The organism is Clostridium sp. SY8519, from assembly GCF_000270305.1.
Taxonomy (GTDB): Bacteria; Bacillota; Clostridia; order Lachnospirales; family Lachnospiraceae; genus SY8519.
This window is the reverse complement of the sequence record NC_015737.1, coordinates 2444166-2470027: the sequence shown is the minus strand read 5'-3', so window position 1 is coordinate 2470027 and position 25862 is coordinate 2444166. Positions and strand designations below refer to the sequence as shown.

23 protein-coding genes are annotated in these 25862 nt (G+C 49.5%); 1 reads left to right on the top strand and 22 read right to left on the bottom strand.

What is annotated here, in order from left to right:
- Positions 1 to 26: 26 nt before the first annotated feature.
- The 3 genes from CXIVA_RS11350 to dtd all read right to left on the bottom strand — a co-directional run bounded on the left by CXIVA_RS11350 (position 27) and on the right by dtd (position 2888).
- Entirely contained in the window at positions 27 to 830 is an 804-nt protein-coding gene (locus CXIVA_RS11350) for a methyltetrahydrofolate cobalamin methyltransferase (RefSeq protein WP_013978181.1), read from the bottom strand.
- 286 nt (positions 831 to 1116) lie between these two features.
- Positions 1117 to 2382, bottom strand: a complete 1266-nt coding sequence (locus CXIVA_RS11345; protein ID WP_013978180.1) for a PocR ligand-binding domain-containing protein — start codon at positions 2380 to 2382, stop codon at positions 1117 to 1119.
- A 59-nt stretch (positions 2383 to 2441) separates the two neighbouring features.
- A complete protein-coding gene (gene dtd / locus CXIVA_RS11340; protein WP_013978179.1) occupies positions 2442 to 2888 on the bottom strand; it encodes a D-aminoacyl-tRNA deacylase in 447 nt (148 codons plus the stop codon).
- Between the two features lie 185 nt (positions 2889 to 3073).
- On the opposite strand from dtd, the gene CXIVA_RS11335 reads away from it, so the two are divergent.
- A complete protein-coding gene (locus CXIVA_RS11335) occupies positions 3074 to 4144 on the top strand; it encodes a tyrosine-type recombinase/integrase (protein WP_013978178.1) in 1071 nt (356 codons plus the stop codon).
- 74 nt (positions 4145 to 4218) lie between these two features.
- On the opposite strand, the gene CXIVA_RS11330 is transcribed toward CXIVA_RS11335, so the two are convergent.
- The 19 genes from CXIVA_RS11330 to mutS all read right to left on the bottom strand — a co-directional run bounded on the left by CXIVA_RS11330 (position 4219) and on the right by mutS (position 25798).
- A complete protein-coding gene (locus CXIVA_RS11330) occupies positions 4219 to 5181 on the bottom strand; it encodes a bile acid:sodium symporter family protein (RefSeq protein WP_013978177.1) in 963 nt (320 codons plus the stop codon).
- A gap of 131 nt (positions 5182 to 5312) precedes the next feature.
- Positions 5313 to 6242: an RluA family pseudouridine synthase gene (locus CXIVA_RS11325; protein WP_013978176.1), complete on the bottom strand. Its 930-nt coding sequence runs from the start codon at positions 6240 to 6242 to the stop codon at positions 5313 to 5315.
- Positions 6235 to 6777, bottom strand: coding sequence for a signal peptidase II (gene lspA / locus CXIVA_RS11320; RefSeq protein WP_013978175.1), 543 nt, complete (start codon positions 6775 to 6777; stop codon positions 6235 to 6237). Before lspA ends, CXIVA_RS11325 begins: the two co-directional genes overlap by 8 nt.
- Before the next feature lie 19 nt (positions 6778 to 6796).
- Positions 6797 to 7342: a cell division protein SepF gene (locus tag CXIVA_RS11315; RefSeq protein ID WP_013978174.1), complete on the bottom strand. Its 546-nt coding sequence runs from the start codon at positions 7340 to 7342 to the stop codon at positions 6797 to 6799.
- A gap of 24 nt (positions 7343 to 7366) precedes the next feature.
- On the bottom strand, positions 7367 to 8059 hold the full coding sequence (locus CXIVA_RS11310) for a YggS family pyridoxal phosphate-dependent enzyme (RefSeq protein ID WP_013978173.1): 693 nt from the start codon (positions 8057 to 8059) through the stop codon (positions 7367 to 7369).
- A gap of 81 nt (positions 8060 to 8140) precedes the next feature.
- Positions 8141 to 9547, bottom strand: coding sequence for an HlyD family efflux transporter periplasmic adaptor subunit (locus tag CXIVA_RS11305; RefSeq protein ID WP_013978172.1), 1407 nt, complete (start codon positions 9545 to 9547; stop codon positions 8141 to 8143).
- Between the two features lie 172 nt (positions 9548 to 9719).
- Positions 9720 to 10139: a hypothetical protein gene (locus tag CXIVA_RS11300; protein ID WP_013978171.1), complete on the bottom strand. Its 420-nt coding sequence runs from the start codon at positions 10137 to 10139 to the stop codon at positions 9720 to 9722.
- Between the two features lie 79 nt (positions 10140 to 10218).
- On the bottom strand, positions 10219 to 11223 hold the full coding sequence (locus CXIVA_RS11295) for a serine hydrolase (RefSeq protein WP_013978170.1): 1005 nt from the start codon (positions 11221 to 11223) through the stop codon (positions 10219 to 10221).
- Positions 11207 to 11602 (bottom strand): methylglyoxal synthase, encoded by a 396-nt coding sequence (locus CXIVA_RS11290; protein WP_013978169.1) that lies wholly within the window; start codon positions 11600 to 11602, stop codon positions 11207 to 11209. Before CXIVA_RS11290 ends, CXIVA_RS11295 begins: the two co-directional genes overlap by 17 nt.
- Positions 11599 to 12729 carry an FtsW/RodA/SpoVE family cell cycle protein gene (locus CXIVA_RS11285; RefSeq protein WP_013978168.1) on the bottom strand — a complete coding sequence of 377 codons (1131 nt, stop codon included), beginning with the start codon at positions 12727 to 12729 and terminating at the stop codon, positions 11599 to 11601. The genes CXIVA_RS11290 and CXIVA_RS11285 overlap by 4 nt, the downstream gene beginning before the upstream one ends.
- A gap of 18 nt (positions 12730 to 12747) precedes the next feature.
- Entirely contained in the window at positions 12748 to 15588 is a 2841-nt protein-coding gene (locus CXIVA_RS11280; RefSeq protein WP_013978167.1) for a penicillin-binding transpeptidase domain-containing protein, read from the bottom strand.
- A complete protein-coding gene (mreD, locus tag CXIVA_RS11275; protein ID WP_013978166.1) occupies positions 15581 to 16102 on the bottom strand; it encodes a rod shape-determining protein MreD in 522 nt (173 codons plus the stop codon). Before mreD ends, CXIVA_RS11280 begins: the two co-directional genes overlap by 8 nt.
- Before the next feature lie 14 nt (positions 16103 to 16116).
- Positions 16117 to 16995: a rod shape-determining protein MreC gene (gene mreC, locus CXIVA_RS11270; protein WP_041727903.1), complete on the bottom strand. Its 879-nt coding sequence runs from the start codon at positions 16993 to 16995 to the stop codon at positions 16117 to 16119.
- A gap of 8 nt (positions 16996 to 17003) precedes the next feature.
- Positions 17004 to 18020 carry a rod shape-determining protein gene (locus tag CXIVA_RS11265; RefSeq protein ID WP_013978164.1) on the bottom strand — a complete coding sequence of 339 codons (1017 nt, stop codon included), beginning with the start codon at positions 18018 to 18020 and terminating at the stop codon, positions 17004 to 17006.
- A gap of 29 nt (positions 18021 to 18049) precedes the next feature.
- Positions 18050 to 18745: a DNA repair protein RadC gene (gene radC, locus CXIVA_RS11260; RefSeq protein WP_013978163.1), complete on the bottom strand. Its 696-nt coding sequence runs from the start codon at positions 18743 to 18745 to the stop codon at positions 18050 to 18052.
- 86 nt (positions 18746 to 18831) lie between these two features.
- The gene (locus CXIVA_RS11255; RefSeq protein ID WP_013978162.1) at positions 18832 to 20136 is read right to left on the bottom strand and encodes a methionine gamma-lyase family protein; all 1305 of its coding nucleotides are present in this window, start codon (positions 20134 to 20136) and stop codon (positions 18832 to 18834) included.
- Positions 20129 to 21112, bottom strand: coding sequence for a tRNA (adenosine(37)-N6)-dimethylallyltransferase MiaA (gene miaA, locus CXIVA_RS11250; RefSeq protein WP_013978161.1), 984 nt, complete (start codon positions 21110 to 21112; stop codon positions 20129 to 20131). Before miaA ends, CXIVA_RS11255 begins: the two co-directional genes overlap by 8 nt.
- Before the next feature lie 26 nt (positions 21113 to 21138).
- Positions 21139 to 23160, bottom strand: coding sequence for a DNA mismatch repair endonuclease MutL (gene mutL / locus CXIVA_RS11245; RefSeq protein ID WP_013978160.1), 2022 nt, complete (start codon positions 23158 to 23160; stop codon positions 21139 to 21141).
- Between the two features lie 10 nt (positions 23161 to 23170).
- A complete protein-coding gene (gene mutS / locus CXIVA_RS11240) occupies positions 23171 to 25798 on the bottom strand; it encodes a DNA mismatch repair protein MutS (protein ID WP_041729073.1) in 2628 nt (875 codons plus the stop codon).
- Between the last annotated feature and the right edge of the window lie 64 nt (positions 25799 to 25862).

Here is a 25862-nt window from a genome sequence, read left to right as displayed (position 1 = left end):
AGGAAAGCTGCGGAAATAGCTTTCCGTTATTTTTTCTGCACGCCGAAAAGATCCGCCTGATATGCTTCAATGTATTCAATACAGAATTCGTCTTTTTCCAGCAGTGCTTCCGTGGCATATAATGCGCCCAGCATATTTCGGTTGGTGGGATCCATGATGGCGCTGTCCATGCCTGCTGCCATGGCAAGCACAAGAAATGCCTGATTGATGGTCTTACGTGAAGGAAGGCCAAAGGAAATATTGGACAGGCCGCTGGTAACATGGATATCCGGATATGCGTCTTTTACATATTTCGTAACTTCCGCAAAATTTGTAAAGGCATCCGGTTTGGTTCCTACCGAAAATACCAGTGGATCAATATGGATCCGCTCTGGAGCGATGTGGTACTCGTTTGCCTTCTCCATGATCTTATCAAAAATCTGTTCCCGGTCTTCAATTCCATCCGGGATTTTATTGTTATCACATAACAGCGCGATTACTTCCCAGTCGGTATCCGCGATCACCGGAAATACCGTATCAATTTTGTCTCCTTCCAGAGACACGGAATTGATCAGTCCCGGCTTGCTGCAGTATTTCATCACATCCACAATCGAATGGGCGTTGGGACTGTCGATGCAGATTCTGGCATCACTGACCTCCTGTACCAGTTCGATCATCCACTTCAGCACCTCGGTATCCCCTTCTACCACAGAGGAACACACATCAATAAAATCAGCTCCCCCTTCGGTCTGGCGTTTTGCCAGATCCCGGATATGATCGGCATCTCTTGCTTCAATGGCCTTGGCCATAGACGGAATCGCTCCGTTCAGCTTTTCTCCGATAATTATCATATCTGACTCCTTTCGTTCTGCAATTTCTTTCGAGTTCCTGAATTATCTAAATTGTACTGAGAATGATACAATGCGTATAATAATTTTTTTTGTATCTTTTGTAAAATATTAACTTCCGCATACTTACCATAAGGCAAAAATATACAAAACGCAACAAAAAGATATCCCTGCTTTTTCTTTCTGTGTACAAAACAGGAAAAAAGCAGGGACTGCTGAAACGTTTAAAAAAGTTTTCTGTAGTAAGTGCCTCTGATCAGAGAATCGGATATACCGGCGGAAGCTGCTTCTAATCCGGATCGCGCTGCTGACTGACCGTATTGCGGTAACTGGCCGGCGTCCTGCCGGTTTCTTTTTTAAACACTTTGGTAAAATACTGCTGGCTGCTGTAGCCGCATTCTGTGGAAATTTCAGCCAGGCTCAGCGTAGTGTCCAGCAGAAGTTCCTTAGCTTTTTTCAGTCGCAGATGATTGATATACGCGGCAAATCCCACGCCTGTTTCCGCCTTGAACAGCCGGGACAGATAGGTGGGACTGGTAGAGGAATACGCAGCTGCATCTTCCAGCGTTACATTGTCCCGGTAATTTCGGTGAATGTACTCCAGACATTTTTTTACCTGATAGCCGGATTTCGGATAGACATGTTCCCGGATTAAATGAATCATCTGTTCCAGAAGCAGGGACAGATCGTAGCTTAAATCATCTGCGTCCTTGTAGGATGCGGTTTTTTTCTGAAACTCATTGACCAGGTCAAAGAAACTCTCATCCGTATACCCGCTCCGGTAAAGGCGGCGGGAAACAACGGTAATCAGTTCCGTCACCCGGATTTTAATCAGTTCCAGATTGTTGTCGGAAGAAAAATAGATATTTCCCAGAAGATCATTCAGAAGAATCTGAGCGTTTTCCAGGTTTCCTTCTTCCATCAGGCTGGTCAGCTCCAGTTCCCTGGATTCCTGCAGCGTACGTGCCGCCGGATGCTTTTTCTGCTGCTGGTAAGCCCAGCTGATCTGACGGATCTGACGGTTCTGCTCCCTGGTCCTTACCGCCAGCTGCTTCTGGCGGTCATCCAGATAACTGGACATCAGCTGACTGAGCAGCTCTCCGGTATAGTAAAAGCGTTCCGGAGTCAGAACCGGAATGTCTTCCAGATACTGATACAGCAGGGCTCTGGATGCCTGGTTCATTGCGCCGTAGGCGATGATGTCATTCATGGTGTCTGTATCGGGATATTCCAGAAGCACGGGACCGATCAGGACACTGCAGACATAACGCCCGGCCCGGTAGAGGGCGATGGATGCGCAGGCCAGGGCATTGTAGCAGTAAAAATAATAGCATTCCCCAAAACGGGCGGCCTGCTCTCCTGCTTCTGTATGATATCCGTTGCAGCGTTCACACAGCAGGGCATTCTGGCGAAACATGGAACAGTAGGCACAGATATGTCCAAAATGTTCCACCACATTTCCATCCAGATCCAGGAGTGTGGTTCCAATACCCACCGCATTGGCGAACAGATCCAGTGTGTGATTCAGTTTGTGAAAATATCCCTCGGTATTCATGTTCGATCCATCCTTTGCTTCCCCTGGCATGACGCTTCAAGCGTCCGGCCCGTGTACGCCTACAACTGGTCAGAATCCAGAATGATTGTAAAAGGTCCGTCATTGCACAGGTCAATTTTCATATCTGCGCCAAAAGAGCCGGTCTCCACCTGCGCAACGGTTTTCCGGCACTGGTCAATGATATAATCATAGAGTCTGCTGCCCAGTTCCGGATTTCCCGCTTTTATGAAAGAGGGCCGGTTGCCCTTTTTACAGTCGGCGTAAAGCGTAAATTGGGAAACCAGGAGCAGGCCTCCGCCGACATCTGCAAGGCTTTGATTGGTCTTGCCGTTTTCATCTTCGAAGATACGCAGATTCACCAGTTTGCGGACCATTTTATCCGCAACCGCTTCGGTATCATCCTCCCCGATTCCGATCAGCACCAGAAAGCCTTTCTGAATCGCGCCTGCCAATTCATGATCAATGGTTACACTGGCATGTGTCACCCGCTGGATTACAAATTTCATAGGAACCTCCTTTGAATCCCCCGTTTGTCAAACGCCGGGAAATCTTTTATAATAGAGAATACATGCCGGCATCTGTTCCGGCATGTATCTTATTTCTATCATCCTATTATAAAATAACAGATCCGGTTGGTAATTCATACGGGTCTTTTGAAAAAAGTTTCGCATCTTGCAAAAGGAGCACACAGGTGAAAGAACGAAATTATCATGACAGGCTGTATATCGAACAGGAAAAGAAACTTCGGGAACTGATTCACGACCTTCCGGCTTTCTGCGGGGATTTTTTCATAGGAATCGAACCAACCACCTCTTCCCGGACAAGAATTGCCTATGCCTATGACCTTGGCGTCTTTTTTCACTATATTCATGAAAACAATGCGGTATACCGCAAATTAAACATCCGCGAGTTTCCCCTGGAACTGCTGGAGCAGATTACGCCCCAGGATATTGAAGAATACCTTCAGTATCTGAAGTTTTATATCCACAACGGTCAGGAACATACCAATGACGAACGGGGACAGATGCGCAAACTGGCCAGCCTGCGCAGTTTCTACAATTATTTTTTCCAAAAGGAACTGATTGAGAAAAACCCGGCACAGCTGGTAAAAATGCCGAAACTGCACCAGAAAAATATCGTCCGTCTGGATGTGGATGAAGTGGCCATTCTTCTGGATGAAGTGGAAAGCGGGGAAAAACTCACCCCACAGCAGAAACGGTTTCACGAAAAAACAAAAGCCAGGGATCTGGCAATGATGACCTTGCTTCTGGGTACGGGAATCCGTGTATCCGAGTGCGTGGGTCTGGATCTGGATGATCTGGATTTCAAAAATAACGGCATGCGAATCCGTCGGAAAGGCGGCAGCGAAGTGGTATTATACTTTGGCGATGAAGTGGCTGACGCACTGCAGGAATATCTGGCCGAGCGTAAGGAAATGCACCCCCAGGAAGGCCATACGAATGCCCTGTTTCTCTCCCTGCAGAACCGGAGAATCAGTGTGCGTTCTGTGGAGAACCTGGTGAAAAAATACTCCCGGCTGGTTACCACTGTCAAAAACATCACGCCCCACAAACTCAGAAGTACCTATGGAACGAATCTCTATCAGGAAACCGGTGATATTTATCTGGTGGCTGATGTCCTGGGACACAAAGATGTGAATACAACCAGAAAGCATTACGCGGCGCAGACAGACAGCCGGCGGCGCATGGCAGCCAAAGCGGTCCGTCTGCGGGAACCGGAAGAAAAGCCGGATCAGCCTTAGGTCTTCCTTCCGCTTTGGATCATTGCTTCCGAATCGCCGTTATGCTGCTTTGAGTGTCTCCTCCCGGATTTCTGTCATTTCTCTTCGGGTGTTTCCTTCAGAATTTTAGAAAAGAACAGGGTGCTGAGAATTCCTGCAGTCATCTGCTGAAACAGCGTCCCCATCATTACCGGAAAAATCGCCTGTCCCGGAAAGAAGGCAACAGCAATCACCGCTCCTGCTGAAATATTCCGCAGACCGCCGCCAAACAGAACCGATACGGTGTCTTCCCGGCTGCTGCGAAGCAGGACCGCGGCCGCCAGCGAAATCAAAAACCCAGCGATCACCATTCCCCACATAAACAGCGCTTCCAGAATCCGCTCCCCGGAAAGCGTGCGGACATAGGGACTCAGTTTGGTGGAATTCAGTGTAATGACCGCGATCATGCAAAGTTTGGAAAAGGGCTTTAAGTTCGGCTTCCACTGCTCTCTTGCCCGGTTATGGGTCATCTGGTTGCAGAGCATTGCCGCAAAAGCAGGAAGCGCAATCAGCAAAAGCAGACTGCGGATCATGGAGCCCAGGGCAATCGAAACGGAACTTCCGAGAAACAGGTGAATCAGCAGTGGGATCACAAAGGGAGAAATCAGTGTGTCGATTACGACGATGGAAAGCGAAAGAGCCGCATTGCCTTTATAGATCCCGGACCAGGTCAGACTGACAATCGCAGCGGGAATCGCTGTCTCAATCAGGATTCCCGTCATAATATCCGGCTGTTTTCCAAAACAGAACATGCCGGTAAAAAAAGCCAGAAACGGCATGATTCCATGAAGAATAATCAATACCGTGATCAGAGAGGCCGGATGGGAGGCAACCGTTCCTACCGAACGGAAGGTAGTGCCCAGGCTTCCCTCAAATGCCATAATCACAAAAAAGAGGGGGGACAAAACCGCAAAGGGCTCCAGCCACCGGGACAGCAAAATCCCTGCTGCCAGGCAGCAGGGCGCTGTAAAGAGCATATGCTGTTCAATGAACTGATTCCATCTGCGTAATACTTTCATATCTTCCTTTGATCTGTCTTTTTCCTGTTCTGCACCGATCGCTTCTGCCCTTCTCCGCCACCCGTACAAAGGGACAGGGTCTGAACTGCATTTGCGCCGTCCGTACCGAGCGGGCTGGATCTGAACTGCACTTACCCGCGTCTGCGCAGAATGGACAGGAGTTTGTCCAGATACTCCGGGATCGGAGCGGAAAATTCCATATACTGCCCGGTGGTCGGGTGGATAAATCCGATGGTTCTGGCATGCAGCGTCTGCCCCTGCAGATTGCTGAATTCACAGCGGGCCGGGCCATAGACCGTATCCCCAAGCAGCGGGTGATGGATGGATGCCATGTGAACCCGGATCTGATGGGTGCGTCCGGTTTCCAGTTCAAACTGCAGATAGGAATATCCTCTGAACTGCTCCAGAACGGTATAGTGTGTGACGGCCGGTTTTCCGTTTTTGGGATTGACTGCCATCTTCTGCCGGTGTACCGGATGTCTGCCGATAGGACCTTCGACGGTTCCGGTGGTATCGGAAAAATTACCGTATACGATGCCCACATACCTTCGGGTCACACTGTGCGCTTTGATTTGTTCCGCAATTTTCCGATGGGCACTGTCGTTTTTGCAAACGATCAAGGCGCCGGTCGTATCCTTGTCAATACGGTGCACGATTCCCGGGCGGATCTCCCCGTTAATGCCGGATAACTGTCCGCGGCAATGATACAAAACAGCATTGACCAGTGTTCCGCCGGCATGCCCGGCGGATGGATGCACAACCATTCCCTTAGGTTTGTCAATCACCAACAGATCCTCATCTTCATAAAGGATGGAGAGAGGAATGTCCTCCGGGAGGATTTCTGCCGGTCTGGCCTCCGGAATACATACGGTAACCTGTGCGCCGGGTGCCAGCAGGGTGCTGACTTTCGTAACCGGCCGGCCGTTTACTGTCACTTCACCGGAACGGATCAGTTTCTGCAGAAAGGCTCGGGATCTATCAGGAAACTGTTCCGCCAGATAGCGATCGATTCGAATATTGTCTGCTGTGCCTGTTTCAAATGTCTGTATGGATTCACTCATGGTTCTTCTCTGAATGGCGGGACCTGTGGGGCACCAGCCGATCTTTCAGTGCCGCAAAATCCTCTTCCTGGAACAAAAACAATACGGCATAAATCAGCAGGACTGCTGCTGCAACCACATAAATATCCGCCACGTTAAAAATCGGAAAGTTAATGGCCTTAAAATAAAGAAAGTCCACAACGTATCCGTTGGAAATACGGTCAACAAAATTTCCCACAGCTCCGGCACCTACCAGTACCAGGATCACCCGCAGGAAAATAAATTTACGCGTATATGGCGCTCTGGCATATACATAAAGAACCACAGCCAGGATAATAATTGTAATGAGAATCAGCGGGAGCCGACGCCCCTGGAGAATACCAAAGGCGGCTCCTCGGTTTTCCAGATACTGGAGAACAAAGATACCGCGGATCAGGGGCATTTCCGGCTGGTCTTTCAAATGGAGAACTGCTAGATTTTTCGTGATACGATCTGCCCAGATCAGGATCAGGAAAAACAGAATGCCCAGAACCGCGCTGAAAGTTTTCTTTTTCATTCTTCTGAGTAAAAAGCGATCAGATATCCATCTGGATCGAGGATACATCAAAAGCATCCACAATGGATTGAATATCGCCGGAAATATCAACTGCCTGCGGGGTCACAATAAAGATATAGTTGGAAATCTTCTGAAGATTGCCGCCGATGGCAAAACAGGAGCCGGATGTAAAATCAATCAGACGCTGTCCCACTTCCAGGTCAATGCCCTCCAGATTCAGCACAATCGTGCGGCCTGCCAGCAATGTTTCCGCGATCTCACGGGCGTCGTCCACGGTTTTCGGCTTAATGACACATACTTCCATCGCAACGCTCTGATTTGCTCTGCGGGAAGAACGCATCGGTGTGATTTTGGAAGAAGCGGATGACTTCAGTGAGTCAGAATGAGATACGGAAGGCCGTTCCATATCATCCTCCCGGTTTTCATTACGGCGGAAGGCACTGCGCCTGGGCCGAATCGGCTCATCGTCCATATACTCATCTTCTTTGTCGTAATAGTCATCGTAATATTCTTCATCATCCGCATTCAGACGCATTGCGTTCATGAATTTGTCCATAAAGCCCATAAGATATGTCTCCAATCCAATTGATTAAATCGTATAATTTCTTTCACCAAAGATCCCTGTCCCGACACGCACATGTGTGGCGCCTTCCTCAATGGCGATCTCAAAGTCTCCTGTCATGCCCATTGACAGAAAATCCATGTGTACATTATCAATGTTTTCGGCAGCTATGTCAACCGATAATTCCCGTATCTTCCGGAAATAGCCCCTGTTGTTCTCCGGATGCTCCGTATATGGCGCAACGGTCATAAGACCGCGGATCCGGATGCCCGGAAGCTGTGCCGCTGCGCGTACCAGATCAAAGGCTTCCTGGCGGGACGTGCCGAATTTGCTCTCCTCCCCTGCAATATTTACTTCAATCAGGATATCTGTACAGATCTGATTTTTTACCGACAGGCGGCTGATTTCCTCCGCCAGCCGAAGGGAGTCCACGGAATGGATCAGTTCGGTTTTTCCCATCAGATATTTTACCTTGTTGCGCTGCAGATGCCCGATCATATGCCAGCGGATATCTGCAGGCAGAATTTCTTCTTTCTGCATCATCTCCTGCACTTTGTTTTCACCGAAATCGCGCACACCGGCATCATATGCCTCCTGCAGCATCTCGGCCGGTTTTGTTTTGCTGACTGCAATCAATGTAACCGTTTCCGGATTCCGTCCGGCTCTGCGGCATGCGTCAGCAACCCGCTGCCGGATATCTTTCAGATTTTCTGTAACCATATGGATATGTCCTGCCTCCTTATACTATTTGCCGGGCTGTGAACCTGCTGTCCGGCGCCGCTGTGAAAGCTTTTCGCAAAATCAGGAAATCACCTGATTTTCCGAAACCTGATCCGCATTCAAAGCAATGTGATCGTAAAGGGAAATCCCGTAATCCGTCCCGGAAGCCACAATCGAATATTCGTCATTGGAACTCAGGACCTTGATGACTTTGAATACGGCATAGCCTTTGTTAATATTATACACTCCCTTCAGGGAAGCCGTTTTACTGATGGTGTACTGTCTGGTGGAATTTGGCATCTGTATGGTATCGCCGGCCTCCAGACTGTCTTCCTTGATGTAGTAATATTTGCTGGTTTCATTATAAATGGCAACCGGTGTGAATTCCGGCGTGTCCGAACCGGCAGAATGCTTCAGCACCCCCTGACTGGAGGAGTCATTTCCCTTGGTCAGGTAATCCTTGGGGATAACAAAGAATTCCTTGCTGGTGACTGACGAGTTTGGTATTTTCAGACCGCTGCTGGTATTAATTGCGATGGAAATATCAATGTACCGATCTGAAATATAGCGTACCATAGAACTGTTGAAACTCAGGCGAAGAAAATTTTTCCCGCTGGAGGATATGATCTTTGCGGCTGCGTAACAGCTGCTGCTGTCCTGGAGAAATGTGACTTTCAAAACCGAACGGTCTGCATAGGTCTTTTTCTCTTCCTCGGTGATCGGTACCATAATATACCAGTTTTCGCTGGTTGCCAGTTTATAGATCGGACTGCCGGATTTTACCGTTGTCCGCTCCTTGAAATCTGTTTTTTTGTAATCCGCAGGCGAATAATCGCTTGCTTTGAAGTTTGCAGGGGTTATGGATTCATACCCGTCGGAATACAGCGCCAGGATACCGGTATCAGCCGCGCGGAGAAAAGTGAACGTACGGTTGCTGACTGCCTTTGAAGTCTCTTCTGAGTAATTTTTCAAAGCGTTGAGATACAGATCTTCCTGCAGGACGGAATTGATGCTGTTCTTAAAATTATAGACCTTGTAAAACGAATCACTGGTATAGTCCGCGCTGAAGGATGCGATGGATGTCTGGATTCCGTCCAGATCCTCATCGCTTAACTTGGAGACATCTTTGCCGGCTGCCGTGATTTTACTGGAAAGGGAGCCGTCTTTGTCTATGGAACAGATCCGGTCTCTGACCGCTACATTGTCCCCTTCTTTTTTATAATAATTCAGACTGCCTGCGGCAGTGGAATTCACGACCTTTTCGCTGCGGAGGATCAGACCGGTATAACCGGCAGTATCCGCGATCTGTCCGGCCTGTACCTCGTAGCCGGATACATGGCTGCGGAAGGAATAGGACAGAATATTGACGATAAAATAGATCAGTACCAGGGCAAACAAAAGAATCCCGATATTGATATGGAGCGGGTGTCCGTGAAAACGCAGAATTTTACGGTTGTTCTGTTTTCTGTTGGTGTTGCGTTGCGTCATATACAGGGAATCCTTCTTTAGTTCGGAAAACAATCAGGTAACTCATAAATCGCTGTGTGATCAGCAGATACTCGTTGCAATCAACAAATACGGTGTCTTAAGTGGTAACCTTAAGACACCGTATTAATTCGCGTCATACATCCGCCTTTTGATACAGGATCTGAAACATGTGCTACAAAGATACGATTAGCTTCGCTTTGACACTTTCCGGAAGATCCGCTTCGCCTCTGGAAATACTCAGGATAAACTTCACATTGAATTTCTCGCTGATTACGTCCAGCTTCTCAATGGCATGCACCAGCTGATTCTCGCTGACATTGGCAATCGTCAGAAAGCTGTCCAGATACATCTCCTGAAGATCGTAATCCTGCGAAACAATGCCGCAGATAAAGCCCAGAAATTCGTCACAATTGGAAATCGGATACTCGGTAACCGTGATCAGCCGAACCTTATTGCTCAGTTCATGCATATGCTTCTGACTCTTATCCAGATAAACGATGTTACCCTTCGAATTTTCCACGGACTTATTGACCATATCGAGAAGATATTTTGTCTTTCCCTTGCCCTTTTCGCCAGCAATAATCTCAACCATAATTTATCCTCCTGCTATCCTGTGATCCCCACAGATTTGTTAGATTTATTATATTATAATGAATATTAAAAAACAACCGTTAATTGGAAAAACCGGTCAGCAGAGCGTTCATCAGACGGTAGAGATTTTCCTTCGTATCACTCTTCATAATGATGGAGATCATACGGTCATCCCCCTGTTCCTTCTGGCTGTATAACACAAGACAGTAACCGGAACTGTCGGAGGATCCTGTTTTTCCGCCGATAATGGTATAGCCGGCCGGAGAAGCAGCCTGTCCTGTTTTGTACCAGTTTGTATTCCGGAAGGTGGCAGTCACTTTTTTCCCTGCGGCATTTTGATAGGTGACCGTCTGGGCCTTTGTGTTAATGATCCGGACAAACTCCGGACTGGACAGCGCCTTGTTGAAAATCAGGTACATGTCATAAACGGTGGTGTAATGGTTGGCGGTGGGAAATCCGTGGGGATTCACGAAATGAGAGTCCGTCGCGCCGATCTTCTGCGCTTCCTGATTCATCATGACCGCGAATTTTGAGGTGCTGCCGGAAATATGCTCGGCAATGATATTGGCGGCATCATTTCCGCTCATTAACAGCAGTCCGTATAAAGCAGTCCGCAGGGTAATCCGGTCGCCGATTTTAAATCCGGCGATGGATGAACCGGCCGGAACCGCGGCTGCTGTGGAGGAAACTGTGATTTTATCGTCCAGATTCCCGTATTTCAATGCCAGATACGCGGTCAGACACTTGGTAGTGCTGGCCGGATAGACACGCTGATAGATATTCTTGGAAAAAGTAATTTTCTGTGTGCTGGTGTTGAACACCGCTGCTGCCTTCGCGGTATCTGTTTTCACCGAACCGGAATCCGTATTGGAGGTTCCGCCGACACACAGCCCCTCTCCCATCAGGGATACGTCAGCCGAATCCGCAGGGCTGGAAGCCAGCCCGTAGGAAACAGATGTCTGATATGCCTGATAGGCGTCTGAAACATTCTTCATATTGGAGCAGCCGGTAACAGACAGCGTGGTGACAGTGCCTGCGATCAGCAGCGTGTAGAATTTAAGCCGTAATTTATTTGTACATTTCACGCCAGTCAAGCTCTCCTCGTTCCAGTGAATGAATTAACAGTTCCGCTGTGGCCACATTGGTAGCCAACGGTATGTTGTGCATATCGCATAGGGAAAGTATATTCGCGATACTTGGGTCATTGGGTTTCGCTGCCAGGGGATCCCGCAGAAAAATCACAAGGTCGATGTTATTGCTTGTGATATCCGCACCCAGCTGTTCGACTCCGCCCAGATGTCCGGAAAGATATTTGTGAACCGGAAGGTTGGCAGCCTCTTCCACCAGCCTGCCGGTTGTTCCGGTGGCAAAGATTTTATGTTTTCCGATAATTCCACGGTAGGCAATGCAGAAATCCTGCATCAGTTTCTTTTTGGAATCATGCGCGACTAATGCGATATTCATTCGAGAACATCTCCTTTCCCATAGCGACGGGCCTGAAGCCCGATATTCAGTACGATCCCCATAGCAATGAACAGACTGACCAGAGAGGTCAGGCCATAGCTGACAAACGGAAGGGGTACGCCGGTATTCGGCATAAGACCGGTGGCGACACTGATATTGACAAAGGTCTGAAACCCGACCCATCCGGCTACTCCGCAGGCAATCAGGCGGCCGGATAAATTCTTGGCGTTACGGGCGACAATAATACACTCGACCACAATCAGTGCCAGCAGAATCAGTACAATGACACATCCGATAAATCCCATTTCCTCGCCGATCACCGCATAAATAAAGTCTGTCTGCGGTTCTGAGATAAAGTGACCGTTTTTCACAGAAAGAACGGAGTGGTTATACAGTCCCTTTCCCCAGAGTCTGCCGGAACCGATGGCGCGGATGGAATACTGGGTCTGGTATGCGTTGTCCGAATACTGGCTCGGATCAATCCATGCCATGACACGGTTGCGCTGATAATCGTGAATCGGAAGAATATCCTTGACAATCAGGACGATTCCAAGGATTCCGGCCGGTACACAGACCGCCAGTACTCCAAGGATTATTTTATAACTTAACCCGGCAATAAACAATAGGGTAACAAAAATCAGTCCGGTAATAATCGTGGTGGAGAGGTTCGGCTCTTTGAAAATCAGCGCTGCCGGAACTGCAAACAGAATGATTGCCATAAGCAGTGTTTTCCAGGTATTCAGTGTTTCCCGGTATTTCATGAGAAAGGCGGAAAAGAAAATAATCAAAAATATTTTTGCGAATTCCGACGGCTGAAACTGAATGCCGCCTTCCCCTCCGATCATGATCCACCGGGTGGCTCCGTTGACGTTCTGTCCCGCCACAAGCACTACCGCAAGCAAAAGGACAGCCAGCAGATAGAACAGGCGGGAATATTTGACAAAGTATTCATAATCAATAACAGAAACAATCAGCATCAGGATTGTCCCGCCAATGACACCGATGACCTGTTTGGCCTGAAAGGAAGCATTTGCGCTTCCGATGGCAAGAATGCCGATAAAGCTCAGTACCAGAATATAGGCAACCAGTCGAATACGAAAATCTCTGAAACGGTATTTCTTTAACATATTCTTATCATCTCCGGATTAATCATTTCCATTGCTGGAACTGCTGCTGGAAGAAGCGGTTCCCTTCAGGAGATCCTTTTTGTCCTTCAGCCCGAAATAATACTCCATTACCTTTGCCACAAAAGAGCATGCATTGCTGGAACTGTATCCGTGGGCAATTCGGGTCGCTATGGCAATTTTTGGATGGTCATAAGGCGCAAACCCGACAAACAGCGCATGGTTCGGACGTATCTGCGATTCCTGGGCGGTACCGGTTTTGCCGGCCAGTTTGACAGAAGTCACTCCGCTAAACTGTTCGTGCTCCTTCACCGCCCCGATCATACCGGTTTTTATGGCAGACCAGGTACTGGAAGATACGTTGCTCATCTGATTCTTTTCTGTCGCGTGGTAAGTTTTCCTGGTCTTTCCGGACGCAGAAGTCACTTTGTTTAAAAGCGTCAGATCATACACCGTTCCTTGATTGGCAATGGCGGATACATAGCGCGCCAGCTGGATGGTGGTATAGGCATTGTTGGACTGTCCGATGGCCGCAGGGATCGGCTGCTCGCTGGCCATCTGCGAGTTGCTTTCCGCGATTTCCACACCGGTCCTGGATCCAAGTCCCATCTCCTTTGCGTATTTCTGGATGTTTTTAACTCCGGCCGACTCGTTGTATTTTCCGTTTTTCAGGCTGAGCCGGTAGCCGACTTCCGCAAAGAAATAGTTACAGGAGTCCCGGATTGCCTGGGATACGTTTTCGTTTCCGTGATTTGACGGATAGACCCAGCACTTCAGGTTCATTCCCTGTTTGGTGTAGATACCCGTATCATTAATAGTGGTTCCTGTTGTAATCCTGCCTTCTGTCAGACCGGCAACCGAGCTTAAAAGTTTGAACGTGGAGCCCGGCGCAGTCGTCTGCTGTGTCGCGTTATTGTATAACGGCAGGGAGGCATTGGTCAGCAGGTCATTGTAATAATCCGAATTCTCCGCATTTGACAGTTTGTTGGTATCATAACCCGGATAGGATACACAGGCCAGGATGGAGCCATTGTTGGGATCCATAATCACGCAGGAGCCGGAACAGGGATCCAGTCCCAGCTGCCCCGGCGTGATCTTCAAGGAATGGATCTTCGACCGGATAAAGGCATAGGAGCTGATGGCTCCTGATTTTAACCTGCTGTAATCACGGTCTTTCTTTAATACCTTCTGTTCATAAAGCACCAGGCAGACGTCTCTCCCGCTGATGGAATCACTGTAGAGAAGATCCTTGTAAATCAGCTTGTCAAATCCGCTGTTGTCTGACATTTCTGAAATCACATAGTCTGTAAGGCTTTTGTACAGTTCATCAATATCTGAGTATTTGCTCCTGATATTCAGGGATGAGATATCAATCCAGTTCTGTTCGATGGCATATTCCAGATACTCTTTTGCTGAAATGGTGCCCTTTTTCCAGGCTTTGTATGTGCGGTTGGAAGAGTCCACCATATTGGAATCAAAGACGCCGTTTCCCTGCAGATACTTGATAATATAGGAAATATAATCCTGCATGGTATCCGACAGATCTTTGTACCGGGTGCCGGCATTCAGCGCCGCGCGGGTGGATTTCAGCACTGATTTTCGTCTGGATCGGTAACTGCTGTAGAGTTTTGCGGAGACTGTCCCGGATTTTGCGGAAGGAAGCTGATCCAGATCAATCACATTGTTAGTCAGCAGTGCCGTATACACTTCATAGCTGGACGCAAAAATATTTTTCTTGGAAGAAGTGGATTTGGTGTCTTCCAGGCTGGAGCTTAAAATACCCGCAATCTCCTGTTCCAGCAGCTGATAGACTGCTTTCTGAAGTTTGGCATCAATGGACAGATAGACATTATTGCCGGTCTGCTCGCTGGTGGAACTGATTACTTTCTGGATTTTTCCCACATTGTTGACGTATACTTCCTGCCTGCCTTTTTTCCCGCGCAGCTGGGATTCCATCACCTTTTCGATGCCGGTTTTTCCTACATAATCCGACAGGGAATAGGTGGAATCATTTTTGGAATAATCCGAATACTCATCGGTGGAAATCTGTCCCACATAGCCGATAATGCCGGATAAGTATTCCGGATAGGTATAGACACGCTTAGTGTCATTTTCAATGGACACGCCCTCCAGGCTGTCCGAATTTTCCTTGATGGCCGCAACGGTTTCATCCGATACATCCTTCGCAATGGTTGTGCTTACGTATTTCTGATAGCTGTTGGCTGCCAGGGCATAACGAACCACCAGAATCTGGTAGATCCGGTAGGGGGTATAGCTGTTCTGAATCTCTTTGGTATCCAGGCCGTATTGCTTTAACAGGAAGGCGTAAACATCGGAAGCAGACGCAGTGGCTTCATTGCCGCCAAGCTTCTTGTTATAGCTCAGGTCGGAAATTTTGGAATGTCCGAAGACATCCGCGCGAAAGCGCTGCAGGGCGGTGCCGGACACATCATAGGTGACCTTGCCGGTACTCTTATGGTAGGTCATGGAAAAATTGTTTTCGATGCTGTCCTTCCCCGCCTGAATCAGTTCGATAATCCGGTTGATTTCCTGATTCAGGGCCGCGTTCTTTTCCTTATTTGTGGAATAGGTGCCGGAATCCTGCAGGGTAACCTTGTACGCCAGTTTGTTATAGGCCAGCAGCACTCCGTTTTTGTCGTAGATATTTCCCCGTACCCCGTCCACAGTAATGGTTTTCTGGATACTTTCTGTATAGGTCTCCTGATAGTCATTGCCGTGAATAATCTGCATATTAAAAAGGTGCTGAACCAGCACCAGAAACAGCAGAACTATTATGAGCAGCAGAATGAAAATCCTTGTTTTCAGCAGTCTCTCAGCAATCTCTCTTAATATTTTAAACAAACTTTGCCGCGCTCCTTTTCTCAATGGCTTCCAGCCGCTGGTTGATCTTTAAAATTACCGGATACAGCACGAGGGCAACCAGTGCTGTATACACAAGTTCGGGAAAAATGATATGGAACAGATAATATCCGAAGGCAAATTTCCCGCGGATCAGAAAAGATGCGATATAAATCACAACATTCACAAAGAAATCCGTCAGGATCACAGATCCTACCGGAAGCTTGATGTTTTCCGGATAAAACGAACGCTTGAAAAATCCGTTCAGATATCCGGCGAACAGATAGATCATCGTGTAAAAGCCCAGGGCATTGCCGGACATGATGTCCAGCAGAAGACCGCAGAAAAATCCGGTGAAAAGCCCTTCTTTCGGTCCCCGCATAAACCCGGTGGCCGCTGTCAGTATAATCATCAGATTCGGGAGGATCCCTGCAATGGCCAGGTGCTCAAATACAGAACACTGCAGCAGGTAACAGCAGATAATCTCTGCAGCAGTAATAAGGATTCTACGGATCATCCGGCTGTCACCTCCTAATCATTTGCGTTGTCGTAGTTTTTCGTGGTAAGTATCACAAAAACATGTTCCAGGTGGTCAAAGTCAACAATCGGTACCACGGTACCGGATTTTGTAAGATCCCCGGAATCTGTCTCCAAAGAAGTGATATATCCGATGGGAATTCCCTTCAGATAACGGCTGCTGACCGCAGAGGTCACCAGTTTATCCCCTTTGGCTGCCTTCAGCTTCTTTGAATTGCGCATATCGGAAAATTCGATCTGCTGCTTCTGGTTCATGGATTTCAGGGATCCGTTGACGATACACAGATCCGAGGTGGCGCTGTCCATGGCACTGACATTGCTGGAGTCATCAATGATGGAACGGACTTTCGCATAATCTTTGCCCACATCCGTGACGATCCCTGCCAGTCCGCCTCCGGCAATCACATTCATGCCGGCCCGAATGCCGGAATCTCTGCCCCGGTTAATCAGAAACGTGGAGAACCAGTTGCCGGAGTTTTTGTCGATAATATCTGCGGCGACCTTTTCATACTTGTCGTATGTCTTGTCTGTTTTGTACATGTCCTGGTATTGCTCCAGCTCATGCTTCGTGATCTCAGACGCGTCTACCTGCAGCTGCAGCTCGTCAATCTGCTGCTTTAAGCTTGTGTTCTCTTTTTCCAGTTTCTGCTTGGAAGTGAAAAAAGTGGAGACGCCGTGGAACACAGTGCCCACCTTGTTGATTCCCTTCTGCATAGGCACCACTGCGTAGCCGGCAATGGATGCGCCTGCCCCGCTCTTAGAAGCTGAGGCCGTCTTTCCGATACTGATCAGCACAATACAGAGAATCACCATAATGACCAGCACGTAACGCGGTGCAGGAGATTTTCTTTTTTTGCGTTGTTGTCTTTTCATGCGATCCCTTACTTAAATGATTTCGGTTTCATAGTATAGGCAAGCTTGTGGTAGCCGGGTTCTGCAATAATGGAGGAAAGGCCGCGCACCACACATTCTTCCGGATTTTCGCAGGTATTCACCTGTATTCCCGTCACGTCCGCGATAAGCTTGTCGAAATCTTTCAGCTGTGAGCTTCCGCCCGTAATGTAAATGCCGGACTTAACCACATCCTTCGCCAGTTCCGGCGGCGTCTTCTCCAGAATCCGTTTGACGGCGCTGCAGATGGAATCCAGAGTGTCTTTGATCGACTCATAGATAATCTTGGAAGAAATCTCCATCTCCATCGGCAGTCCGCTGACCACATTCAGGCCGACAATCCGATAGGTGGTTTCCTCCTCCTGCGGCAGTGCGGAACCGATTTTTTCCTTTAAGAGTTTTGCGGACTTCTGTCCGATCACCAGGTTGTCATTGCGCCGGATATAGCTGCTGATGGATTCATCCAGGCGGTTGCCGCCGTAATGAAGCAGTTCGCTTAAAACCATTCCGCCCAGAGACACCACGGAAATCTCTGTCGTGGCGGAACCGATATCAACAATCATGATCCCGGTGGGTTCTGTGGAATCTAATCCCAGTCCCACTGCGTCTGCAATTGGTTTTTCGCACAGGAGCACATTTTTCGGCTTTGCCTTGCTGCGGTAAAACAGATCAAAGAAAGCCTTTTTTTCCACTTCGGTAATATCCGTCGGTACTGCCACAATAAAATCAGAACCCTTGACCCTTCCCTTGGAAATGGTCTCCAGATAGGCAAGGATCATATTCTGCATATTGTTGAAGTCCGCAATGACACCATTGACAATCGGAAAGGTTACTTCAATATTCTCCGGTGCCTTTTCGTACATTTGGTAGGCTTCGTCCCCGAATGCGTAGATCTGTTTTTTATTGATCAGGGAGATTGTGTTTTTGGTTTTTGTTATGGATTTATTGTGGCGGTTGTAAACCTTTAAATTCATAGTGCCAAGGTCAACACCAAACATGTTTGCCATTCGTCTTTCCTCTGCTTTCCGAGAAAATATCAGTCTGTGATCAGATGATTTTCTCTAAAACTGTAGTATCTGTTATCACCGATAATAATGTGATCCATCAGCGGAATTCCCATCAGTCTGCCGCAGGACGCGATCCGGTCCGTGGACAGCATGTCATCCTCTGAAGGTGACGGGTCTCCGCTGGGATGATTATGGAGCAGAACAATATATTCCGCATCGTGCTTCAGCGCACAGCGAAAAATCCCGCCGGGGGAAATCAGCGAGGACGTAGATGTACCGATGGTCATCACCTCATCCCCGATCAGCCTGCAGCGTACATTGTACATGGACAAAAGCACGGTCTCCCGGTCCAGATGCCGCATGCGTTCCATATAGTAGGAAGCAATGGTTTCCGGACTGTTCATTTCGATACGGTCTGCGCGCAGGGCGCCTGCCATACGCACCGATATCTCTGCCGCGCACTTCAGCTGAACCGCCTTCACAGGTCCGATTCCCTTCAGGGCAGTCAGTTCTCCGATGGACATGGTATGGAGGTTCAGGATTCCATCCGGTCCCATGGCAAGAATTCTTCGGGCCAGTTCTATCGATGGCTCTCCGCAGCTTCCGGTACGGATAATCACTGCCAGAAGCTCCGCGTCGGACAAGGACGCTGCCCCGTGGGCGAGACATTTTTCGTAGGGTTTCTCAGAATTCGGTAATTCTTTAATTGTAAGTGAATCTGCCATAAAACTCCTTGCACTCTCTCAAGGACGCAGTATCATTCCCATTATAATAACACAAAAGATTTTCAAAGTACATGAAAAACATCTGCTCAGGATGTAAGGCCCGGAAGCACGGCCAGACCCCGTTCCGTGAGTTTCTGCAGTGACATCAGGATGCCGTATTTCGCATGGGGCCAGGTCAGTCCGCCCTGGAAATAAACCGCATAGGGTTCCCGCATGGGAGCATCTGCGCTCAGCTCAATGGAAGACCCGGAAACAAAAGTTCCGGCTGCCATAATTACCTGGCTGTCATAGCCCGGCATATCCCAGGGAATCGGTGTCACATGGCTGTCCACCGGCGCTGCCGCCTGGATGCCTTCGCAGAATCCCACAACCCCCTCCGGTGTGCCGAGGGTGACTGCCTGGATGATGTCATGCCGGGATTCGGTGCCGTTGGGAATCACCGGAAAACCGAGCTGCTCATAAATATTTGCCGCAAACACCGCCCCTTTCAGCGCGCTGTTGACTGCCACCGGGGCCTGAAACAGTCCCTGGAACATGCTGCGGTTTACCCCGAGGGTGGCCCCTACTTCTCTGCCGAGCCCCGGCGAAGTCAGGCGGCAGGCGGCATTTTCCACACATTCCCGGGTTCCGCAGATATACCCGCCAATGGGCGCCAGGCCACCGCCCGGATTTTTGATCAGTGAGCCTACGATCATATCCGCCCCTGCGTCGGAAGGTTCTTCCGGTTCCACAAATTCCCCATAGCAGTTGTCCACCATGATGATAACATCCGGTTTGATTCCCCGGATGAAGCGAATGAGTTCGCCGATCTGTGCAACGGAAAAGGACGGCCGGGTCTGATACCCCTTGGAACGCTGGATCGTCACAACCCGGGTCCGGTCATTGATTGCCTGCCGAATCCCTTCATAATCAAAACGGAAGTCCTCCAGCAGGTCCACCTGCCGGTAGGTAACCCCGTATTCCGCTAAAGAACCCCTGGAAGGACGGATGCCGATTACTTCCTCCATGGTGTCATAGGGTTTGCCGGCCGGGGAAAGCAGCTCATCCCCCGGGCGCAGGTTCGCGGATAATGCCAGCGCCAGCGCATGGGTTCCGCAGGTGATCTGCGGACGCACCAGCGCGTCTTCCGTGTGAAAGCAGGCCGCGTACACCTGTTCCAGCGTATCTCTTCCGAGATCATTGTATCCGTATCCGCTGGTGGACTGAAAACATTCTGTGGATACCTTTGCCTGATGCATGGCATGAATCACTTTCAGCTGATTCAGTTCCATGACCGCGTCAAAACCGGAAAACCGTTCTTTCAGCGATTCTTCCACCTTTTGTCCAAACCGGTATACTTCCTCGGATATTCCAAGCTGCCGGTACATTTGTTCAAGTTTTAATTCATTCACTTCTGTTCTCCCATCGGGTCTTTATTGTTTGAAGGATCCTGTCCTCGTCTTCCTGATAATTCTGACGGTTGATCCAGATCACCTGTTTTTCCCGCCGGAACCATGTCAGCTGCCGTTTGGCGAAATGTCTGGTATCCCGTTTCAGCAGACGGACTGCTTCCTCCAGGGAACATTCTCCGGACAGGCAGGCATACAGTTCTTTGTAGCCAAGTCCCTGCATCGCGGTGGAAGTTCTCGGTACTCCCTGTTTCATCAGGGTCTCCACCTCCCGAAGCAGGCCTTTTTCCATCATCTGATCAATCCGGTCTTCGATTCTCTGATACAGTTTTTCACGGTCATCCGTCAGTACAAAATAGCAGTAATCATATGGAGATTCTTTCTGCCGTTCCTCTGCATTGTGTTCGGAAATGGGCCTGCCGGTACTCCGGTAAAATTCGAGGGCACGGATCGTGCGTTTGATGTTGTTTGCGTGAATCTTTTCAGCGGAAACAGGATCCACCTGCCGAAGCATTTCATGAAGGGCATGGGGCCCCTCGTCTCTGGCCTTCTGCTCCATCGCTTCCCGGAAGCCCCTGTCTTCCTCCTGGCTGGTAAAATCAATATCATAGAGCAGCGCCTGAATATAAAATCCTGTCCCTCCTGTAAGAATCGGCAGCCTGCCGGAAGCGCGGATCCGGCGGATGGCATCCTTTGCCATCTTCTGGAAAAGCACCACATTAAATTCTTCCGAAGGATCCAGCACGTCAATCAGATAATGGGGAATCCCCTGTTTCTCTTCTTCTGTAATCTTGGCTGTGCCAATATCCATTCCGCGGTAGACCTGCATGGAATCCGCGGAAACAACGGATCCGTGAAGGGCCTGGGCCAGACGAATGGACAGGCTGGTTTTTCCAACTGCTGTCGGTCCGGCCAGAATCAGCAGCGGTATTTTATCCGGCTGAATGATCTGACTGCTGACAGGGTTTAATTCTATCATAGGTTTCTTACCTTGTTATTGCGATTTTATAAAATTCGCTTAAACTTTTTGTCAATTTCATAGTGTGACATGGAGATGATCACCGGCCGTCCATGGGGACAGAAATACGGATTTTCAAGCGTCAGGAGCTCATCCAGTAATTTTTCCGCTTCCGGACGGGACAGATTTTGATTGCCTTTTACCGCGGCCTTGCAGGACATGGAAGCGATTTTTTCGCGAACCACCGCTGGGGCCTCACTGTCCGGCAGATCGGACAGTTCATCGATCAATGCCAGAAACAGTTCCTTCCCGTTCAGCTGAAATAAGTTGGCCGGGATCCCGCGGACAGCCCAGGCCCCGTCGCCGAAAGGCTCCAGTTCGAAGCCCATTTCTTCAAAATAGCCGTGAAAACGATCCATGAGCTCCTGTTCCTGTATGGTCAGGTCCAGAATCATCGGCGGACTGATCAGCTGGGCGTAAAACTGTCTGGTCTGAAACGCCTGCATGGTCCGTTCATACAGGACTTTTTCATGGGCGGCATGCTGATCCACAATATACAGGTGGTCGTTGTACTCCAGCAGCCAGTATGTTTCAAAAAGCTGCCCCAGAATCCGGTAGTTCGGCCGGGCCTGTCTGGAAAGCAGTTTTTCTCCGCCTGCTCCTTCCCCAAGCTTCAGCGTTTCCTGATGATACTCGTATTTTTTTTCATAGGGGCTGTCCTTTGCCACCGACTGGCGGATCTGTTCCAGGCGGTGCGCTTCAAAGGGCTCTGGAGCCGTATCCCCGGGATGTGCCGGGGAAGCCGCCGATGCCCGTGGTCTTTCTGCTTCCCGGGGCTTTTCGGATGCAGAAAGGTCGGTTCCAGGGCATTCTGCCGAAGATGTTCCGGTACCGGAGGCTTTTACCGCAGCCGTGCCGGTTTCTGGATTCCCTGCAGCAGACGTGTCAGCTCCTAAGACTTCTGCCGCAGATGTACCGGTTCCTGTGTCTTCTTCCGCTGGTGTACCGGCGCCGGAGGCTCCTGCCGTGCGGCTGTCCTGCGGCATATCCCTGCCTCCCGGCAGGACTTCCGGTATCAGTTCCTGCTGCTGCAGCGTATGGTGCACCAGTTCCGAAATCTGCCGGTAGATTTCCTCCTGACCGGAAATCCGCATTTCCATCTTGTTCGGGTGCACATTGACATCTACCATACGGCCGTCAATCGAAAGATGCAGGACCGTCAGGGGAAATTTATGCTGCATCAGGAACCCGTGATATCCGTCTTCGATCGCCTTTGCCAGAAGCTTGCTCCTGATGTACCTGCCGTTTACAAAGTATGTTTCAAAATTTCTGTTTCCCCGGCTGATCAGCGGCTTTCCGATATAACCGGAAACAGAAAAATGCTCAAAGGTTCCGCTGAGCGGAAGCAGATTGCCGGCAATGGAGCGGCCGTAGATCTGATAAATAATGTCTTTTAATTCTCCGTTTCCGGATGTGTGAAGCTTCATCCGCCCGTTCATCAGAAACTTAAAGGCAATTTCCGGATGGGAAAATGCCAGCTGCTCCACCAGGGAAGCCACATAGCCGCCCTCTGTCTTCGCGGTTTTTAAAAATTTTCTGCGGGCCGGTGTGTTGTAAAACAGATTGCGCACAAAAACCGTTGTTCCATTGGGTGCACCGATTTCCTCCAGCTGTTTTTCCTGACCGCCTTCGATGCGGTAGCGGCAGCCGATCAGCTGCCGGGTCGGCTTTGTGATCAGTTCCACTTGGGAAACCGCGGCAATGCTGGACAGCGCCTCGCCGCGAAATCCCAGGGAATGGATTTCCATAAGATCCGCTGCCTGACGGATTTTGCTGGTCGAATGCCGACAGAAGGCCAGGGAAATCTGTTCCTTTTCGATTCCGCACCCGTTATCGGTAATGCGGATCATTGAGCTGCCGCCGTCCTGAATTTCAATTGTGACGGCCGTAGCCCCCGCGTCGATGGCATTTTCCACCAGTTCTTTTACAACGGAGGAAGGACGGTCTACGACTTCTCCGGCGGCAATTTTGTCTATGGTCTGCTGATCCAGCAGTTCAATCTGCGGCATAAAACTTCTCCTACCAGCGGTTCTTTACTTTACTCTGCAGTTCGTTCAGCCGGTTTAACGCATCCAGCGGCGTCAGTGTGCTGATATTGATGTTCTTTAATTCCTCAATGATATCATCATTTTTCACCGTGTCAAACAGGGAAATCTGTGACAGTTCCATTTCGCTCGGCACTTTCTGTGTGATTTTATCCAGGGAATCGTCTGCGTGCAGACTGGCGGCAATATTCTGCAGCCCGGATTTTTCAAGCTCTTCACAGATCTCCTTCGCACGCCGGATCACAGGATCCGGTACCCCGGCAATTTTCGCCACCTGAATTCCGTAACTGCGGTCCGTGCCGCCCGGGACAATCTTTCGCAGGAAAACAATATCATCCCCTTTTTCCCGCACAGCGACACAGTAATTGTGTACGGCATCCAGTTTTCCTTCCAGTTCGGTCAGCTCATGGTAATGGGTGGCAAACAGTGTCTTTGCGCCCAGCAGTTTCGGATTGCTGATGTACTCCACCACAGCCCAGGCGATGCCGAGGCCGTCAATGGTGCTGGTACCCCGGCCGATTTCATCCAGGATCAGAAGGCTGGAGGCGGTGGCGTTGCGGAGGATATTCGCGACTTCTGTCATTTCCACCATAAAGGTACTCTGACCGGAAGCAAGGTCATCCGACGCGCCCACACGGGTAAAGATTCGGTCCACAATACCGATGGAGGCGGATTTGGCAGGAACAAAGCTTCCGATCTGCGCCATCAGCACAATCAGGGCATTCTGCCGCATATACGTGGACTTGCCCGCCATATTCGGTCCGGTTATAATGGCGATTCGGTTGCTGTGATTATCCAGTGTCATGTCATTGGGGATAAACATGTCATTGCGAATCATCCGTTCCACAACCGGATGGCGCCCCTCGGTAATGCGGATACTGCCCTTTTCATTGATCTTCGGGCGCACATACCCGTTACTGTCTGCCACCTGCGCCAGCGAAACAAAGACATCCAGTTCCGCCACTGCCCGGGCTGTCTGCTGGATCCGCACCACCTGTCCGGCGATTTTCGAACGGATTTCACAGAACAGATCATACTCCAGTGCATTTAATTTATCCGACGCGCCGAGAATGGTCTCTTCCAGTTCCTTTAATTCCGGGGTAATATAACGTTCCGCGTTGGTAAGGGTCTGCTTGCGGATAAAATAATCCGGAACAAGATCCCGGTAGGAATTGGTGACTTCCAGATAATAGCCGAAGACTTTGTTGTATTTGATCCGGAGATTCCTGATCCCGGTTTTCTCTTTTTCCTCCTGCTCAATGCGGGCAAGCCAGCTTCTGCCGTCACTGCGGGCTGAACGAAGACGGTCCGCCTCTTCACTGTACCCTTCCCGGATGATGCCGGCCTCCCGGACGGAAACCGGCGGATCTTCCGTAATGGATGCCTGAATCAGGGAAAAGAGATCCGAAAGGTCATCCATCCGCTGATTGATCTGCTGCAGCAGCTCACAGGAAAAATCTTTCAGAATCTCCCTAATCGGCGGCAGCATGGCAATGGAATTCCGAAAGGCGATCAAATCCCTGGGATTTGCGTTCTGGTAGACAATCCGGCTGATCAGGCGTTCCAGATCATAAATCGGATTCAGGTATTCCCGGAGTTCTTCCCGTCCGATCATATTTTTTTTCAGTTCCTCCACCGCGTCCAGCCTCTGATTGATTTCCTTTCGGTCAATCAAGGGCTGCTCAATATAGGAACGCAGTGTCCGGGCGCCCATGGCGGTTTTTGTTTTATCCAAAACCCACAGGAGGGAGCCCCGTTTGTTTTTTTCCCGCAGCGTCTCGGTCAGTTCCAGATTCCGCCGGGTGGAGCTGTCGATCACCATGTACCGGCCGGTGGAATACGGCTCGATTTTGGTCAGCTGTGTCATGCCGTTTTTCTGGGTTTCATACAGATATTTCAGCAGGGAACCGGCAGCCGTCACACCGCAGCTGTAGTCTCCAAGCCCCAGTCCGTCCAGGGTAGCCACATGAAAATGCTCTTTCAGGATCTCTCTGGTGGTGTCGTTGGAAAAATACCAGGAATCCAGTGCGTTCAGCTGAATTCCGAGGCGAAAGCTCAGATCCTCCAGATCAACACCGCTCATATAAAACGATTCATTGCATATGATTTCCGAAGGCATGTATTTGCTGATTTCATCCAGAAGTCTGCGCTCTGTGTCCACTTCCGTAACCAGATAGTCCGCGGTTGTAATATCCGCGACAGAAATTCCGTACCGCCCGTCGGTGTAGACGATACACATAATATAATTGTTTTTTGATTCATCCAGTGCGCCCGGGTTCAGATTCGTACCGGGGGTCACCACACGGATCACTTCTCTTTTCACCAGGCCTTTGGCAGTTTTCGGATCTTCCACCTGTTCGCAGATGGCCACTTTGTGTCCTGCGGCAACCAGCTTGTTCAGATACCCTTCATAGGCATGGTAGGGAATTCCGCACATGGGCGCCCGTTCTTCCAGACCGCAGGATTTGCCCGTCAGAGTCAGCTCCAGTTCCCTGGACACCAGTTCCGCGTCCTCGAAAAACATTTCATAAAAATCACCGAGCCGGTAAAAAAGAATGCAGTCACTGTACTGCTGTTTGGTTTCCAGATAAACCCGCATCATGGGGGTTACCTTGTCTATGATTGCGCTGTAATCCGTCAAACTACCATTCCTTTCTGTCTCTGCT

What these genes read in the sequence shown, in the direction of transcription:
- CXIVA_RS11350 (WP_013978181.1), bottom strand. Translation starts at nt 830, where the DNA reads ATGATAATTATCGGAGAAAAGCTGAACGGAGCGATTCCGTCTATGGCC.
- CXIVA_RS11345 (WP_013978180.1), bottom strand. Translation starts at nt 2,382, where the DNA reads ATGAATACCGAGGGATATTTTCACAAACTGAATCACACACTGGATCTG.
- dtd (WP_013978179.1), bottom strand. Translation starts at nt 2,888, where the DNA reads ATGAAATTTGTAATCCAGCGGGTGACACATGCCAGTGTAACCATTGAT.
- CXIVA_RS11330 (WP_013978177.1), bottom strand. Translation starts at nt 5,181, where the DNA reads ATGAAAGTATTACGCAGATGGAATCAGTTCATTGAACAGCATATGCTC.
- CXIVA_RS11325 (WP_013978176.1), bottom strand. Translation starts at nt 6,242, where the DNA reads ATGAGTGAATCCATACAGACATTTGAAACAGGCACAGCAGACAATATT.
- lspA (WP_013978175.1), bottom strand. Translation starts at nt 6,777, where the DNA reads ATGAAAAAGAAAACTTTCAGCGCGGTTCTGGGCATTCTGTTTTTCCTG.
- CXIVA_RS11315 (WP_013978174.1), bottom strand. Translation starts at nt 7,342, where the DNA reads ATGGGCTTTATGGACAAATTCATGAACGCAATGCGTCTGAATGCGGAT.
- CXIVA_RS11310 (WP_013978173.1), bottom strand. Translation starts at nt 8,059, where the DNA reads ATGGTTACAGAAAATCTGAAAGATATCCGGCAGCGGGTTGCTGACGCA.
- CXIVA_RS11305 (WP_013978172.1), bottom strand. Translation starts at nt 9,547, where the DNA reads ATGACGCAACGCAACACCAACAGAAAACAGAACAACCGTAAAATTCTG.
- CXIVA_RS11300 (WP_013978171.1), bottom strand. Translation starts at nt 10,139, where the DNA reads ATGGTTGAGATTATTGCTGGCGAAAAGGGCAAGGGAAAGACAAAATAT.
- CXIVA_RS11290 (WP_013978169.1), bottom strand. Translation starts at nt 11,602, where the DNA reads ATGAATATCGCATTAGTCGCGCATGATTCCAAAAAGAAACTGATGCAG.
- CXIVA_RS11285 (WP_013978168.1), bottom strand. Translation starts at nt 12,729, where the DNA reads ATGTTAAAGAAATACCGTTTCAGAGATTTTCGTATTCGACTGGTTGCC.
- mreD (WP_013978166.1), bottom strand. Translation starts at nt 16,102, where the DNA reads ATGATCCGTAGAATCCTTATTACTGCTGCAGAGATTATCTGCTGTTAC.
- mreC (WP_041727903.1), bottom strand. Translation starts at nt 16,995, where the DNA reads ATGAAAAGACAACAACGCAAAAAAAGAAAATCTCCTGCACCGCGTTAC.
- CXIVA_RS11265 (WP_013978164.1), bottom strand. Translation starts at nt 18,020, where the DNA reads ATGGCAAACATGTTTGGTGTTGACCTTGGCACTATGAATTTAAAGGTT.
- radC (WP_013978163.1), bottom strand. Translation starts at nt 18,745, where the DNA reads ATGGCAGATTCACTTACAATTAAAGAATTACCGAATTCTGAGAAACCC.
- miaA (WP_013978161.1), bottom strand. Translation starts at nt 21,112, where the DNA reads ATGATAGAATTAAACCCTGTCAGCAGTCAGATCATTCAGCCGGATAAA.
- mutL (WP_013978160.1), bottom strand. Translation starts at nt 23,160, where the DNA reads ATGCCGCAGATTGAACTGCTGGATCAGCAGACCATAGACAAAATTGCC.
- mutS (WP_041729073.1), bottom strand. Translation starts at nt 25,798, where the DNA reads ATGATGCGGGTTTATCTGGAAACCAAACAGCAGTACAGTGACTGCATT.